This is a genomic window from Pseudomonas ficuserectae, from assembly GCF_024584585.1.
Classification (GTDB): domain Bacteria; phylum Pseudomonadota; class Gammaproteobacteria; order Pseudomonadales; family Pseudomonadaceae; genus Aquipseudomonas; species Aquipseudomonas amygdali.
In genome coordinates this window covers 1,786,654-1,801,606 of sequence record NZ_CP085684.1, presented here as the reverse complement: position 1 = coordinate 1,801,606, position 14,953 = coordinate 1,786,654, and the positions used below count along the sequence as shown (strand labels likewise).

Annotated in this window: 13 protein-coding genes; 11 read left to right on the top strand and 2 right to left on the bottom strand. The window is 58.8% G+C overall.

What is annotated here, in order from left to right:
- The first annotated feature begins 2 nt into the window (after positions 1-2).
- The 3 genes from LJU29_RS07955 (at position 3) to LJU29_RS07945 (ending at position 4,923) form a co-directional block, all read left to right on the top strand.
- Positions 3-2,699 carry a [protein-PII] uridylyltransferase gene (locus tag LJU29_RS07955; RefSeq protein ID WP_005760201.1) on the top strand — a complete coding sequence of 899 codons (2,697 nt, stop codon included), beginning with the start codon at positions 3-5 and terminating at the stop codon, positions 2,697-2,699.
- A gap of 51 nt (positions 2,700-2,750) precedes the next feature.
- Positions 2,751-3,944, top strand: a complete 1,194-nt coding sequence (gene dapC, locus LJU29_RS07950; protein ID WP_257112011.1) for a succinyldiaminopimelate transaminase — start codon at positions 2,751-2,753, stop codon at positions 3,942-3,944.
- A 133-nt stretch (positions 3,945-4,077) separates the two neighbouring features.
- Positions 4,078-4,923 (top strand): matrixin family metalloprotease, encoded by an 846-nt coding sequence (locus tag LJU29_RS07945; protein ID WP_057422950.1) that lies wholly within the window; start codon positions 4,078-4,080, stop codon positions 4,921-4,923.
- A gap of 159 nt (positions 4,924-5,082) precedes the next feature.
- Here LJU29_RS07945 and LJU29_RS07940 read toward each other — a convergent pair whose 3' ends face one another.
- Positions 5,083-5,313, bottom strand: coding sequence for a hypothetical protein (locus tag LJU29_RS07940; protein ID WP_005760197.1), 231 nt, complete (start codon positions 5,311-5,313; stop codon positions 5,083-5,085).
- 233 nt (positions 5,314-5,546) lie between these two features.
- Here LJU29_RS07940 and LJU29_RS07935 point away from each other — a divergent pair, with 233 nt between their 5' ends.
- The 4 genes from LJU29_RS07935 to LJU29_RS07920 are packed head-to-tail and all read left to right on the top strand — an operon-like array spanning position 5,547 to position 8,644.
- Entirely contained in the window at positions 5,547-5,894 is a 348-nt protein-coding gene (locus LJU29_RS07935) for an ArsC family reductase (RefSeq protein ID WP_005760195.1), read from the top strand.
- A gap of 47 nt (positions 5,895-5,941) precedes the next feature.
- On the top strand, positions 5,942-6,976 hold the full coding sequence (gene dapD / locus LJU29_RS07930) for a 2,3,4,5-tetrahydropyridine-2,6-dicarboxylate N-succinyltransferase (RefSeq protein ID WP_257112010.1): 1,035 nt from the start codon (positions 5,942-5,944) through the stop codon (positions 6,974-6,976).
- Between the two features lie 58 nt (positions 6,977-7,034).
- Complete coding sequence (locus tag LJU29_RS07925) at positions 7,035-8,240, top strand: aminotransferase class V-fold PLP-dependent enzyme (protein ID WP_057454565.1); 1,206 nt, start codon at positions 7,035-7,037, stop codon at positions 8,238-8,240.
- Positions 8,237-8,644 (top strand): SufE family protein, encoded by a 408-nt coding sequence (locus LJU29_RS07920; RefSeq protein WP_002554738.1) that lies wholly within the window; start codon positions 8,237-8,239, stop codon positions 8,642-8,644. Before LJU29_RS07925 ends, LJU29_RS07920 begins: the two co-directional genes overlap by 4 nt.
- Here the strand turns inward: LJU29_RS07920 and tcdA are convergent.
- Positions 8,635-9,465, bottom strand: coding sequence for a tRNA cyclic N6-threonylcarbamoyladenosine(37) synthase TcdA (gene tcdA, locus LJU29_RS07915; protein WP_054996114.1), 831 nt, complete (start codon positions 9,463-9,465; stop codon positions 8,635-8,637). The two genes, LJU29_RS07920 and tcdA, sit on opposite strands and share 10 nt — an antisense overlap.
- Positions 9,466-9,877: 412 nt before the next feature.
- Here tcdA and dapE point away from each other — a divergent pair, with 412 nt between their 5' ends.
- The 4 genes from dapE to plsB all read left to right on the top strand — a co-directional run bounded on the left by dapE (position 9,878) and on the right by plsB (position 14,901).
- A complete protein-coding gene (gene dapE / locus LJU29_RS07910) occupies positions 9,878-11,029 on the top strand; it encodes a succinyl-diaminopimelate desuccinylase (protein ID WP_002554740.1) in 1,152 nt (383 codons plus the stop codon).
- A complete protein-coding gene (locus tag LJU29_RS07905; RefSeq protein WP_257112009.1) occupies positions 11,029-11,838 on the top strand; it encodes a putative RNA methyltransferase in 810 nt (269 codons plus the stop codon). The genes dapE and LJU29_RS07905 overlap by 1 nt, the downstream gene beginning before the upstream one ends.
- Positions 11,839-11,857: 19 nt before the next feature.
- Positions 11,858-12,235, top strand: coding sequence for a hypothetical protein (locus LJU29_RS07900; protein ID WP_257112008.1), 378 nt, complete (start codon positions 11,858-11,860; stop codon positions 12,233-12,235).
- A gap of 164 nt (positions 12,236-12,399) precedes the next feature.
- The gene (gene plsB, locus LJU29_RS07895; RefSeq protein WP_257112007.1) at positions 12,400-14,901 is read left to right on the top strand and encodes a glycerol-3-phosphate 1-O-acyltransferase PlsB; all 2,502 of its coding nucleotides are present in this window, start codon (positions 12,400-12,402) and stop codon (positions 14,899-14,901) included.
- The last annotated feature ends 52 nt before the right edge of the window (positions 14,902-14,953 follow it).

Sequence of the window (14,953 nt, the reverse complement as noted above, 5' to 3'; positions counted from 1 at the left end):
CCATGCCGCAAGTAGATCCAGACTTGTTCGATCGTGGCCAGTTCCAGGCCGAACTGGCCTTGAAAGCCAGCCCCATCGCTGCGTTCAAGAAGGCTATCCGCAGGGCGAAAGACGTCCTTGATGATCGTTTCAGGTCAGGGCGCGACATTCGGCGACTGATAGAAGACCGGGCATGGTTTGTAGATAACATCCTGCAGAAGGCCTGGGATCAGTTCGAATGGAGCGAAGATGCCGATATCGCCCTGCTTGCAGTGGGCGGCTACGGGCGCGGCGAGCTGCATCCGTACTCGGACATTGACCTGCTGATCCTGCTGGACAGTGATGACCACGAAATTTTTCGCGAACCTATCGAGCGGTTTCTGACACTGCTCTGGGACATCGGTCTGGAGGTCGGGCAAAGCGTGCGCTCTGTCAATGAATGTGCACAGGAAGGCCTGGCCGACCTGACTGTCATCACCAACCTGATGGAAAGCCGCACCATTGCAGGTCCCGAGCATCTGCGCCAACGCATGCTGGAAGTCACCAGTACACAGCATATGTGGCCGAGCAAGGAGTTCTTCCTTGCCAAGCACGCCGAACAGAAAAAGCGTCATCACAAGTACAACGATACCGAATACAACCTGGAACCCAACGTCAAGGGCTCGCCCGGCGGCCTGCGCGACATTCAGACCATTCTGTGGGTTGCGCGACGCCAGTACGGCACGTTGAATCTGCATGCACTGGCAGGCGAAGGCTTCCTGCTGGGCAGTGAAAACGCCCTGCTGGCCTCCTCCCAGGAGTTTCTCTGGAAAGTGCGCTATGCGTTGCACATGCTGGCCGGACGATCAGAAGATCGGCTTCTGTTCGATTATCAGGTCCGCATCGCAGGCTTGCTGGGCTATGAAGACAGTGACGCCAAGCTCGCCATCGAGCGTTTCATGCAGAAGTATTATCGCGTGGTCATGAGCATCGCAGAACTCAGCGATCTGATCATCCAGCATTTCGAAGAAGTGATTCTTTCCGACGACAGCGGCACAGCGCAGCCGATCAATTCGCGCTTCCAGCTGCACGACGGCTATATAGAAGCCACCAACCCGAACGTTTTCAAGCGCACCCCGTTTGCCATGATCGAGATTTTCGTGCTCATGGCCCAGCATCCCGAGATAAAGGGCGTGCGCGCCGACACCATTCGTTTGCTGCGTGAACACCGGCACCTGATCAACGATGATTTCCGTAACGATATCCGTAACACCAGCCTGTTCATAGAGCTGTTCAAGTGCGAGACAGGCATTCATCGCAACCTGCGCCGGATGAACCGCTACGGCATTCTCGGGCTATATCTGCCGGAATTCGGCCATATCGTCGGGCAGATGCAGCATGACCTGTTCCACATCTATACCGTCGATGCGCACACGCTGAATCTGATCAAGCACCTGCGCAAGCTGCAATACACAGAAGTGTCCGAAAAATTTCCGCTGGCAAGCAAAATAATGGCTCGACTGCCAAAGCCGGAGCTGATCTACCTGGCCGGGCTGTACCACGACATTGGCAAGGGCCGTGGCGGCGATCACTCGGAGCTGGGCGCAATAGATGCACAGGCGTTCGGTACGCGCCATCATCTGCCTGACTGGGACACCCGTCTTATTGTCTGGCTGGTGAGCAACCATCTGGTCATGTCGACCACCGCACAGCGCAAGGACCTTTCAGATCCCCAGGTCATCCACGATTTCGCCCAGTTCGTCGGCGACGAAGTGCACCTGGACTATCTGTATGTGCTGACCGTTGCCGACATCAACGCAACCAACCCGACCCTCTGGAATTCGTGGCGCGCCAGCCTGCTGCGCCAGTTGTACACCGAAACCAAACGCGCCTTGCGCCGCGGCCTGGAAAACCCGGTTGATCGCGAGGAGCAGATCCGTCGCACCCAGACTGCAGCGCTGGACATCCTGGTACGCAACGGCACCGACCCTGACGATGTCGAGCAACTCTGGTCAGCGCTGGGAGACGATTATTTCCTGCGTCACACCGCTGGCGATGTTGCCTGGCACAGCGATGCCATCCTGCAGCAGCCAGCCGACGGCGGCCCGCTGGTGCTGATAAAGGAAACCACTCAGCGGGAATTCGAAGGCGGGACGCAAATATTCATTTACGCCCCTGACCAGCATGATTTCTTCGCTGTGACCGTGGCGGCGATGGACCAGTTGAACCTGAACATTCATGACGCGCGCATTATCACGTCCAGCAGCAAATTCACACTCGACACCTATATCGTCCTCGATAACGAAGGCGGTTCGAGCGGCGACAACCCGGAACGCGTTCAGGAAATCCGCAACGGCCTGACCGAAGCGCTGCGCAACCCGGATGATTACCCGACGATCATCAAGCGCCGCGTGCCTCGTCAGCTCAAGCACTTTGCGTTCGCACCGCAAGTCACCATTCACAACGACGCCCAGCGCCCTGTGACGGTACTTGAACTGCTGGCACCTGACCGCCCCGGCCTGCTGGCGCGCATTGGCAAGATCTTCCTGGAGTTCGATCTGTCATTGCAGAATGCCAAGATTGCGACCCTGGGCGAACGCGTGGAAGACGTGTTCTTCATCACCGACGCGAACAATCATCCGCTGTCCGACCCACAGCTGTGCAGCCAGCTGCAGGACGCAATCGTCAAGCAACTGAGCGTCAACTCAGAGCCCGGCCATGATTTGCGAATCAGCATATGAGCACTCGGCCAAACGAATCGACTCAACGCAGTCCATTGAGGAACACTCCCCATGAATAACGCCATGCAACTGCTTCAGCCTTACCCTTTCGAGAAGCTGCGCGCCTTGCTGGCCAGCGTAACGCCCAACCCGGAAAAGCGCCCTGTTGCATTGTCGATTGGTGAGCCGAAACACCGCTCACCCGATTTCGTCGCCAAGACACTCGCAGACAACCTCGATCAGATGGCGGTTTACCCGACCACGCTGGGTATCCCGGCGCTGCGCGAAGCCATTGCCGGCTGGTGCAACCGTCGATTCGGCGTACCACAGGGCTGGATCGATCCGGCGCGCAATGTATTGCCGGTCAATGGCACACGCGAAGCGCTGTTCGCCTTCACCCAGACAGTGGTCAATCGTAGCGATGACGGCCTGGTGATCAGCCCGAACCCGTTTTATCAGATCTATGAAGGTGCCGCCTTTCTGGCCGGAGCCCAGCCTCACTACCTGCCATGCCTGAGCGACAACGGTTTCAATCCCGATTTCGACGCAGTCAGCGCGGACACCTGGAAGCGCTGCCAGATCCTGTTCCTGTGCTCGCCGGGTAACCCGACCGGAGCACTGATTCCTGTTGAAACCCTGAAAAAACTCATCGCCCTGGCCGACGAACATGACTTTGTCATTGCTGCGGACGAATGCTACAGCGAGCTGTACTTCGATGAGCAGGCTCCACCACCTGGCTTGCTCAGCGCCTGCGTCGAGCTGGGTCGCCAGGATTTCAAGCGTTGCGTGGTGTTCCACAGCCTGTCCAAGCGTTCCAACCTGCCAGGCCTGCGTTCAGGTTTTGTGGCCGGTGATGCCGACATTCTCAAGGCCTTCCTGCTGTATCGCACGTATCACGGCTGCGCCATGCCGGTACAGACTCAGCTGGCGAGCATTGCTGCCTGGAATGACGAGGAGCACGTACGCGCGAACCGTGACTTGTACCGTGAAAAATTCGATGCTGTGCTCGACATCCTCGCGCCAGTGCTCGACGTCCAGCGCCCGGACGGGGGGTTTTACCTGTGGCCGAATGTAGGCACCGATGATGCTGCATTTTGCCGAGACCTGTTCATCGATCAGCATGTGACTGCAGTACCGGGTTCGTACCTTTCCCGCGAGGTGGATGGCGTCAACCCGGGTGCCGGCCGGGTTCGCCTGGCGCTCGTGGCACCTTTGGCCGAGTGCGTCGAAGCCGCCGAACGTATCCGCGCGTTCCTGAGCAAATAAAAAGCCAAGCTTCAGGAGGACAGCCCCGCCGCACGCGATGTGCGGCGGGGTAATTAGTTACCACCTGCTACACCCTGCACAAACGTACCTTCAACCTTCATTTTTCAGGCTTCCTGAAAGGAAGCGAACTACGATGAAGGTCAATCCCATGTCTGCACCCACCACACAGGGCATAAAGCTGCCTGCATCCTGCGCCATGCGCAGTGCAACGAATCATCAGGCCTCGTACGAAACCGCCATTCGCGAAAACCCCGCCAACGCAGCAATCACTCCTGCCTACGAATCAGGAGCACGCCATGGCTGCGAAGAGTCAACGCACATGGCGCGTCTTCTGGTTTCGTTCAGCAAATACTGGGCACGTGGGCGGACCCTGAAAATGCTTTTTCAGAAAGACCCTCCTGCCATTCTGACAACCCCCGTTGTCGAAGCTGCAAAGAAATGGCTGCCTCACATAAATCTGAAATTCGAGTTTGTGACAGGCGGGGTCAGCGATATCCGAATCGGTTTCAACGAGCATCTGAACTGGAGCGCCATAGGGACTGATGCCCTGTTGGCCGAGCAGAATGAAGCCACCATGGAATTCAACGTCAAGGAGCTGTTCACGGCAGACCTGAAACCCATGCCGGACTTGACGCGCATCGTGCTCCATGAATTCGGGCACGCCTTGGGAGCAGTTCACGAGCACCAGCATCCTCAGGCAAACATCCCCTGGAACGAACCGCTTCTACGCCCTCTGCTTTTACAATCCGGATTGACTGACGAAGAAATCAATACCAATTTTTTCGACAAGTACGAAGCTGCTGATTTCTACCATTCGGCTTACGACCGTGATTCCGTCATGCATTACGACATTCCCAACGGCCTGACCCTTGGCGACTTTGAAATTATCAACACAGGCAAGACGCTAAGCCCTAACGACATCAAAGTGATGGGTTCCATATACGGGGACCGGAAAAACTCAAAGTTCGAGGCGAACTGACAAGGCATCGTAAAGAAAATACTGATCGTCAGGCAGTAATGCGCAAGCAGTGCCTGCAATGCGCTGGCCGCTACCCTGCCGAATTAGCCAGCAACCGCATTTGAGAGATCGCGCCACGTACTTCACCCGTGTGGCGCGAGGGCTTTACAGCGCTACCGGTCACTGTGGTGTTCGCAGTTTTTCCGCAACCCACCCGACCGCCCAGCTTACCGGGTCATGGGACTGCATGGGCAGCAACGGTTTTCCTTCACGTGCGGCCAGCCTGCCTTGCGTCTCAGCCTCACCATGAATCCAGATCGTACTTTGCTTGAATCCCTCGGCACGTTGACGTTCCCTGTAATAACGTTGCCGGACAAGCGCTTCTTGACGCTTCTTCTCTTGTTCAGACATAACGCACCCAGCCTTTAAATGGAAAGCAATAATTGCCCGCCCGGGCTTGCCACTCAAGCGTGGAAGGGTGAAGTTTTCTTAATGACAGTTAGGGTTATTATCTAGTTTTTGTTCAGTCTTTGTACCAGCGCTGTCACAACACGACGCGGTCTGACGTGGCATAATACCCGGCTAAATTGCGAGGAGAGAAAGTGGGGAGTATCGAGCAAGATCAGCCACCCCACCCCAAAACGATGACTTACACTCTATTTGGCATCAAAGCCTGCGACACCATGAAGAAGGCCCGCACCTGGCTCGACGATAATTCCGTGAGCTACGATTTTCATGACTACAAGACACAGGGCATCGACCGGGAATACCTCGCGCAGTGGTGCAATGAACACGGCTGGCAGGTCGTGCTGAACCGCGCAGGCACCACCTTTCGCAAGCTCGATGACGGACAAAAGGCCGATCTCGATCAGGCGAAAGCCATAGAACTGATGCTCGCGCAGCCGTCCATGATCAAGCGTCCGGTGCTTGATCTGGGCAATAAAACCCTGATCGGCTTCAAGCCCGACCTGTATGCAGCGGCTTTACAGTAAGCCAGAGCGCTACTGAAAGCCCCTTGATAAAGCCAAGAGGTATTTACATGTCCACTACCCTGTTCAGCCTGGCCTTCGGCGTCGGCACTCAAAATCGTCAAGGCTCATGGCTCGAAGTATTTTACGCTCAGCCGCTGATCAATCCTTCCGTAGAACTGGTCGCGGCCATCGCGCCTGTTCTGGGTTACACCAACGGCAATCAGGCAATCACCTTCAATGTAGACCTAGCATACAAGCTGGCCGAGGCGGTCAAATCCGTGGACGCGACCCAGGCCGCGCTGCTGACTCGTCTGGCGGAAAGCCAGAAGCCGCTGGTTGCCACCCTGCTGGCTGAAGACGCAACCCTGACGTCGACTCCAGAGGCTTACCTCAAGCTGAACCTGCTGTCGCATCGCCTGGTCAAGCCACACGGCCTGAACCTGGCAGGTATCTTCCCGTTGCTGCCAAACGTAGCCTGGACCAGCCAGGGCGCGGTCGATCTCGCCGAACTGGCCGAACGTCAGCTTGAAGCACGCCTTAAAGGCGAACTGCTGGAAGTGTTCTCGGTCGACAAATTCCCGAAAATGACTGACTACGTCGTCCCGAGTGGCGTTCGTATCGCTGACAGTGCTCGCGTACGTCTGGGCGCTTACATCGGCGAAGGCACCACCGTCATGCACGAAGGCTTCGTCAACTTCAATGGCGGCACCGAAGGCCCGGGCATGATCGAAGGCCGCGTTTCTGCAGGCGTATTCGTCGGCAAGGGCTCGGATCTGGGTGGCGGCTGCTCGACCATGGGTACGCTGTCGGGTGGCGGCAACATCATCATCAAGGTTGGCGAAGGCTGCCTGATCGGTGCCAACGCCGGCATCGGTATTCCGCTGGGCGATCGCAATACCGTGGAATCGGGTCTGTATGTGACCGCCGGCACCAAGGTCGCGCTGCTCGATGAGAACAACGAACTGGTCAAGATCGTCAAGGCACGCGAGCTGGCAGGCCAGAACGACCTGTTGTTCCGTCGCAACTCGCAGACCGGCGCAGTGGAATGCAAAACCCACAAGTCGGCCATCGAGCTGAACGAAGCACTGCACGCTCATAACTGATGCTGTGTGCGGGTTCAAGGCTGCGGCCTTGAACCCGCCTCCACACGCTGGACGAACAATGCCCCTCATTTCTCCCTGGCGTGGCGACTTCCCCGCTATCGCCGCCCTGCAACGGCAAGGCCAGACCTATCTGGACAACGCCGCCACCACGCAAAAACCCCAGGCGCTGATCGATGCCCTGACTCATTACTACGTCAACGGTGCCGCCAACGTGCATCGTGCCCAGCATCTGCCGGGCGCACACGCCACCCAGGCGTTTGAAGCCAGCCGTGGCAAGGCCGCGCACTGGCTGAATGCCGGCGAGAGCGGACAAATCATCTTTACCCACGGGGCCACTTCTGCGCTCAACCTGCTGGCCTATGGGCTGGAGCATAGTTTCACTGCGGGCGACGAGATCGCCATTAGCGCACTGGAACATCACGCCAACCTGCTGCCGTGGCAGCAACTGGCTCAGCGCCGCGGCCTGAAACTGGTGATACTGCCGCTCGATCCCGATGGTGTAATCGACTGCCATGCTGCGGCCAGTCTGATCGGCCCTCGCACGCGTCTGCTCGCAGTCAGTCAGTTGTCCAACGTGCTCGGCACCTGGCAGCCGCTCGCCCGCCTTATCGCACTGGCGAAAGCGCAAGGTGCGCTCACGGTCGTGGACGGATCACAAGGTGTGGTGCATGGACGCCACGATGTACAGGCACTGGGCTGCGACTTTTATGTGTTTTCCAGCCACAAGCTTTATGGTCCGGAAGGGCTAGGTGTGCTGTACGGACGCAACGACGCGCTACCGAACCTGACGCACTGGCAGTTCGGCGGCGAGATGGTGCTGACCGCCGATTATCAACACGCGAAATTTCGCCCGGCACCGCTGGGCTTTGAAGCGGGCACCCCGCCCATCGCCAGCGTGATCGGTCTGGGCGCTACGCTGGCTTACCTGGAAAACCTTGATCATCAGGCGGTCGCGGAACACGAAGCAAATCTGCACCGTCGCCTGCTTGAAGGCCTGCAAAGGCGTGAAGGTATTCAGGTATTGGGCTCACCGGACCTGGCACTGGCCAGTTTCGTCGTGGACGGCATACACAACGCCGATCTGGCTCATTTGCTGACCGAACAGGGTATTGCCGTGCGCGCTGGTCGTCACTGCGCGATGCCACTGTTCGATACACTCGGTCTGCCCAGCGCAATTCGTGTTTCACTTGCGCTCTACAATGATTCAGATGACTTGCTGCGGTTTTTCAGCGCACTGGATCAGGCACTGGAGCTGCTTCGATGACTCTCCCCGCATTGGCGCAGACCGCGCTCGACAGCTTTTCCCAGCCACAGAGCTGGGAACAGCGGGCACGCCTGCTCATGCAATGGGGGGATCGCCTCCCCTCGTTGAGCGACGAAGAAAAGACGGACGACAATCTCGTACACGGCTGTGAAAGCAAGGTCTGGCTGACGGGCGAAGTCAGTGCAGGAGCCTGGCTGTTCAGAGCCAGCAGCGACGCCCGGCTGATTCGAGGTCTGGTGGCGCTACTGCTGGCCCGCGTTAACGGTCTGTCGGCCCCGGAGCTGGAAGCCGTGGACTTGTCTGACTGGTTCGATCAGTTGGGCCTTGGTCGCCAGCTCTCACCATCACGCAGCAACGGCCTGAATGCCGTGCTACAGAAGATGCGTCAGCTGACTCAAGCCTGATCGGGCGTTGCAACCGCTGGCTTGACCCGCTCCGAAGGCCGTCGCGCACCTGCAACCAGCTTGTCCACTGCACGCGTGGCGGCGACCATGCCGAACGTGGCAGTGACCATCATCACCGCGCCGAAGCCGCCTGCACAGTCGAGCTTTACACCCTCACCGACGAACTTCTTTTCCAGGCAAATACTGCCATCAGGCTTGGGATAGCGCAGCTGTTCGCTGGAGAACACGCAAGGCACGCTGTAGTGGCGGTTAGGCGTGCGTGAAAAGCCATAGTCGCGACGCAAGGTGGAACGTACCTTGGAGGCAAGAGGGTCGTTGAACGTGCGGTTCAAGTCGGCGATCTGAATCAGGGTCGGATCAATCTGCCCACCGGCACCACCGGTGGTGATCATCTGGATCTTGCGCCGCTTACACCACGAAATCAGTGCTGCCTTGGCGTTGACGCTGTCGATACAGTCGATCACGAAATCCATGTCCGGGGTGATGCACTCAGCCATCGTGTCGCGGGTCACGAAATCAGAAACCGCATGCACGATGCAATCAGGATTGATCGCGCGAATCCGCTCGGCCATCACTTCGACCTTCGGCCGACCGACTGTGCTGTCCAGTGCATGCAATTGGCGGTTGCTGTTGCTGACACAGACGTCGTCCATGTCAAACAGCGAAATCTCGCCCACACCACTGCGTGCCATGGCTTCCGCCGCCCACGAGCCCACGCCGCCGATACCGACCACTGCCACATGAGCCGCGCGCAGGCGCGCCAGGCCTTCAATGCCGTACAAACGGGCGATGCCAGCGAAACGTGGATCTTCTGCGCTCATGATCAATACCTCAAAACCGGCGCGCATTATAGGGGTTTGTAGGGGGTTAAGGCACCCGGCTTGTTGCCCCGTCGAAATCAGGGCTGATGGGGCAAAAACTATCTCGGGCCTCTCATATAACCCCTTTCGCTCCGCACAAAGCCTCTACAAACATATTTGTCCGACCCGCGAGCAAATAAGAGACGGGACTTCCGGTCCGGGCCCGCGATTCTGGATAGCCATGCTGTTCGCACAATCCCTCACTTATCTGGCAGCCATCATTATGGCCGTCCTCTCTGCTCACGCGACCCGCCCTGCGCTGTCGACTGCTTGACATATCCACAGCACACAATAAACGACGGCCCCAGGTCGTCGTTTTGCTTTAAGATATCCGCCTTTTCGCGCCCAAAGTCTTGCTACCGGAGTTCTGTACATGACTGCCCCTACCGACCTGTCGCCCACCCTTCAACTTGCCTGCGATCTGATCCGCCGCCCATCAGTGACGCCGGTCGATGCCGACTGTCAGGCAGTGATGATGCAACGCCTGGGCAATGCCGGCTTCAAGCTGGAGCCCATGCGTATCGAAGACGTCGATAACTTCTGGGCCACACACGGCACTACCGACGGCCCGGTGCTGTGTTTCGCAGGTCATACGGACGTGGTCCCTACCGGCCCGGTGGAGAACTGGCAGAACGACCCGTTCGATGCGTTGATCGACGAGCACGGCATGCTATGCGGACGCGGTGCAGCGGACATGAAAGGCAGCCTGGCAGCCATGCTCGTGGCCGCCGAGCGCTTTGTAGCCGATCACCCGAATCACAAGGGTTCGGTGGCATTCCTGATCACCAGTGACGAAGAAGGCCCGGCGCACCACGGCACCAAGGCTGTCGTCGAACGTCTGGCAGCGCGCAAGGAGCGTCTGGACTGGTGCATCGTCGGCGAACCTTCGAGCACCACGCTGGTGGGCGATGTGGTCAAGAACGGGCGTCGCGGTTCGCTGGGCGCCACACTCACCGTGCGCGGCAAACAGGGCCATGTGGCTTACCCGCATCTGGCGAAGAACCCTATTCACCTTGCAGTTCCGGCACTTGCCGAACTGGCTGCAGAGCACTGGGACCATGGCAACGATTTCTTCCCGCCAACCAGCTTCCAGATCTCCAACCTGAACGCCGGCACGGGTGCAACCAATGTCATCCCGGGTGATCTGGTAGCAGTGTTCAACTTCCGTTTTTCGACCGAGTCGACCGTCGAAGGCTTGCAGCAGCGTGTCGCCGCCATTCTCGACAAGCATGAGCTGGACTGGCATGTGAACTGGGCGTTGTCCGGCCTGCCGTTCCTGACCGAGCCGGGCGCATTGCTGGACGCCGTGTCGTCCAGCATCAAAAGCGTCACGGGCCGTGACACCAAAGCCTCGACCAGCGGCGGAACCTCCGACGGCCGTTTCATCGCGACCCTGGGTACGCAAGTGGTTGAACTGGGGCCGGTCAACGCGACGATTCACCAGGTCAACGAGCGGATTCTGGCCAGCGATCTCGACGTGCTGACCGAGATCTACTACCAGACCCTGGTCAAGTTGCTCGCCTGATGCTGACCTGCCCGATCTGCTCTGCGCCGCTCAGTACCGCCGACAACGGCGTGGTATGCCCGGCCAACCACCGCTTCGACCGTGCACGTCAGGGGTATCTGAACCTGTTGCCGGTGCAGCACAAGAACAGCCGCGACCCCGGCGACAATCAGGCCATGGTTGAAGCACGGCGGGACTTCCTCAACGCCGGGCATTACGCCCCGGTAGCCCGGCGGCTGGCTGAACTGGCCGCCGAGCGCTCCCCCGCGCACTGGCTGGACATCGGCTGCGGCGAAGGTTATTACACCGCGCAAATAGCCGAGGCCCTGCCCCATGCCGACGGCTATGCGCTGGACATCTCCCGCGAAGCCGTGAAACGCGCCTGCCGTCGTGACCCCGGGCTGACCTGGATGGTTGCCAGCATGGCCCGTGTTCCCTTGCCGGATGCCAGCTGTCAGTTTCTGGCCAGTGTGTTCAGCCCGCTGGACTGGCTTGAAGCCAAGCGCTTGCTGACGCCTGGCGGCGGACTGATGCGGGTCGGCCCGACCAGCGAACATCTCATGGAACTGCGTCAGCAGCTTTATGATGAGGTCCGCGATTATGCCGACGACAAGCACCTGTCTCTGGTGCCACCCGGCATGCAGTTGCAACACAGCGAGACCCTGCGCTATACGCTGAAGCTGATCGACGGCCAGTCCCGTGCCGATCTGCTGGCCATGACGCCTCACGGGTGGCGCGCCAGCGCCGAGCGCCGGACTGCCGTCATTGAGCAATCAGGACCTTTCAAGGTCACCGTTTCCATGCGCTACGATTATTTCGTGCTGCAATAAGCATTCAACAGAGGCACCCATGCGCCAACCCGATATCGAGATTTACCTGAAAGACGAAGACGTCGACCACAAGGCCATTGCCCAATGGTTGAGCGTCGCCCTGGGCCCATGCAGTGACTGGAACCAGAAAGGCCAGACCTGGAAGTGCAAGGCCGGCAATGTGACCGTAACCTGGCTGCCCAAAGCAGTCGGTAAATGGAACAGTCTGCATCTGGACAGCGATCAGACCCCATGGGAAGACGACATCGCCTGCGCCCGTGCGGCATTCAAAGCCTTGAACGTCGAAGTGCGCTGCGCACCCGGCACCTGGGTTGAAGAAGAAAGCGATGAAACCGCCGACCGCTGGATACGCGTCAGCGCCGATGGCGAGGAAGAAATCATCTGGCGCACCTCGTAAGCCTATTGCAGCGACGGCATCAGGATGTGCCGTCGTGGCTCTCGAAGGTGGCCGCTCAGTCTTTAATCTTCTACAAACACCAGGCTTTTTGCCGATCGCTTCGGGATACGTCACACTGACGCCCATCTCGGGCAGTCGCCCGTCCCTTACTCAGCAGAAGCCGTATGACCCGTTCTCCGTTCCGTCGTCTTGTGTTCGGCACCCTGCGCCGATTGTTGTATCTCTGGGTGCGCTCGGAAACCATCAATCAGTCGTCTTTTACGCTCAACCTGGACCGTAGCCGTCCGGTGTTCTATGCCCTGCAGTCGCCGTCGATCAGCGATCTGGCGGTGATCGACACCGAATGTCGCAAGGCTGGCCTGCCTCGTCCCGTATTGTCGGTAGCGGTCGGCAACCTGATAGAGCCAGCTGCATTCTTTTACCTGACTCCGGCACCTGACTGGCTTGGCCGCCAGGACAAGCGCGGCGCACCGCCGACACTGGAGCGTCTGGTCGCAGCCGTGAGCCAGAACCCCGGCGAAGATGCGCAGATCATCCCGGTCAGCGTGTTCTGGGGGCAGTCACCTGACCGCGAGTCCAGCGCCTGGAAACTGCTGTTCGCCGACAGCTGGGCCGTGACCGGCCGGTTGCGCCGCCTGGTCAGCATTCTGATTCTGGGTCGCAAGACCCGTGTACAGTTTTCCGCGCCCATTCACATGCGCGAGCTGGTGGGTGAAAACAAAGGTTACGAACTGACCCTGCGCATGACCCAGCGTCTGCTGCGCGTGCACTTTCGCAACCTGAAAAGCGCGGTCATCGGCCCGGACGTTTCGCACCGGCGCACCGTGGTCAAAGGGCTGCTGGACGAGCCGCTGGTCAAGCAGGCGATCATCGAAGAAGCCGAACGGGAGAACATCACGCAGGACAAGGCACGGGACCGGGCGCTGAGCTACGGCAACGAGATCGCCTCGGACTACACCTATTCCGTCATCCGTTTCATGGAAGTCGTCCTCAGCTGGTTCTGGAACAAGATTTACGACGGCATCAAAGTCAGCCACATCGAAGGCGTGCAGGAAGTGGCGCCAGGGCATGAATTCATTTACGTCCCTTGCCACCGCAGCCATATCGATTACCTGCTGCTGTCCTATCTGTTGTTTCGCAACGGGCTCACGCCGCCGCACATCGCTGCCGGCATCAACCTGAACATGCCGGTCGTCGGCAGCCTGCTGCGCCGTGGCGGGGCGTTTTTCATGCGCCGCACATTCAAGGGCAACCCGCTGTATACCGCGGTTTTCACCGAGTACCTGCACACACTGTTCATCAAGGGTTTCCCGGTCGAATACTTTGTCGAAGGCGGTCGCTCGCGGACCGGGCGCATGTTGCAACCGAAAACCGGCATGCTCGCCATCACCCTGCGCAGCTTCCTGCGCAACTCGCGGATGCCGATTGTGTTCGTCCCGGTGTACATCGGCTATGAGCGCGTGCTGGAAGGCCGTACCTATCTGGGCGAATTGCGCGGAGCGACCAAGAAGAAAGAGTCGATCTTCGACATCTTCAAAGTCATCGGTGAGCTGAAGCAGCGTTTCGGCCAGGTATCGGTGAACTTCGGTGCCCCCATCAAGCTGGCCGAATTCCTTGACGGCGAACAACCGGACTGGCGCGAGCAGGCGCTGGCACCGCAATTTCGCCCGGAATGGTTGAGCGAAACCACTCATCGGCTGGGTGAACGTGTGGCCCAGCACCTGAATGAAGCCGCCGCCGTCAACCCGATGAACCTGGTTGCTGTGGCCTTGCTGTCAACGCAAAGGCTGGCGCTGGACGATCAGGCCATGGAGCGTGTTCTCGACCTTTACCTGACGCTGCTGCGCGCCGTACCTTACTCGCCGCACACCACGTTGCCGGAAGGCGACGGGCGCTCGCTGATCGAGCACGTCAAAGGCATGGACCTGCTCGCCGAACAAAAAGATGCATTGGGCAAAATTCTGTACCTCAACGAACAGAATGCAGTCCTGATGACGTACTACCGCAACAACGTCCTGCACATCTTTGCCCTGCCCTCACTGCTGGCCAGCTTTTTCCAGAGCTCGTCGCGCATGAGCCGCGAACAGATCCTGCGCTACACGCGTGCGCTGTATCCATTCCTGCAATCGGAACTGTTCATTCGCTGGCCGCTGAGCGAGCTGGATGAGGTTGTCGATCAATGGCTGGCTGCGTTCGTCGAGCAAGGCTTGCTGCGCTTCAAAAAAGACGTCTACGTGCGTCCGGAGCCCAGCTCCCGTGAGTTCGTGCTGCTGACCCTGTTGTCACGTGCCATCGCGCAGACCCTGCAGCGCTTCTACATGGCAATCGCCTTGTTGCTCAACAGTGGACAGAACACGTTGAGCGCCGAGCAGCTGGAAGACCTGTGTACGGTCATGGCCCAGCGCCTGTCTATTCTGCATGGCCTTAATGCACCAGAGTTCTTCGACAAGAGTCTATTCAGGCACTTCATCCAGACCTTGCTGGACATGGGCGTGCTGCGCAAGGACAGCGCTGGCAAGCTGAGCTATCACCCGATGCTGGGCGAACTGGCAGAAGGTGCGGCCAAGCGGGTGTTGCCGGCCGAAATCCGTCTGTCGATACGGCAAGTGGCGTTACACAGCAATGAAGAAGAGCAGGATGCGGGAAATGGTGAAGGGGTAGCGTAGGGCTTTTCCGCAATTAGCCGGGGATATTTAGGCACGTGTTTTATGCTCCCCC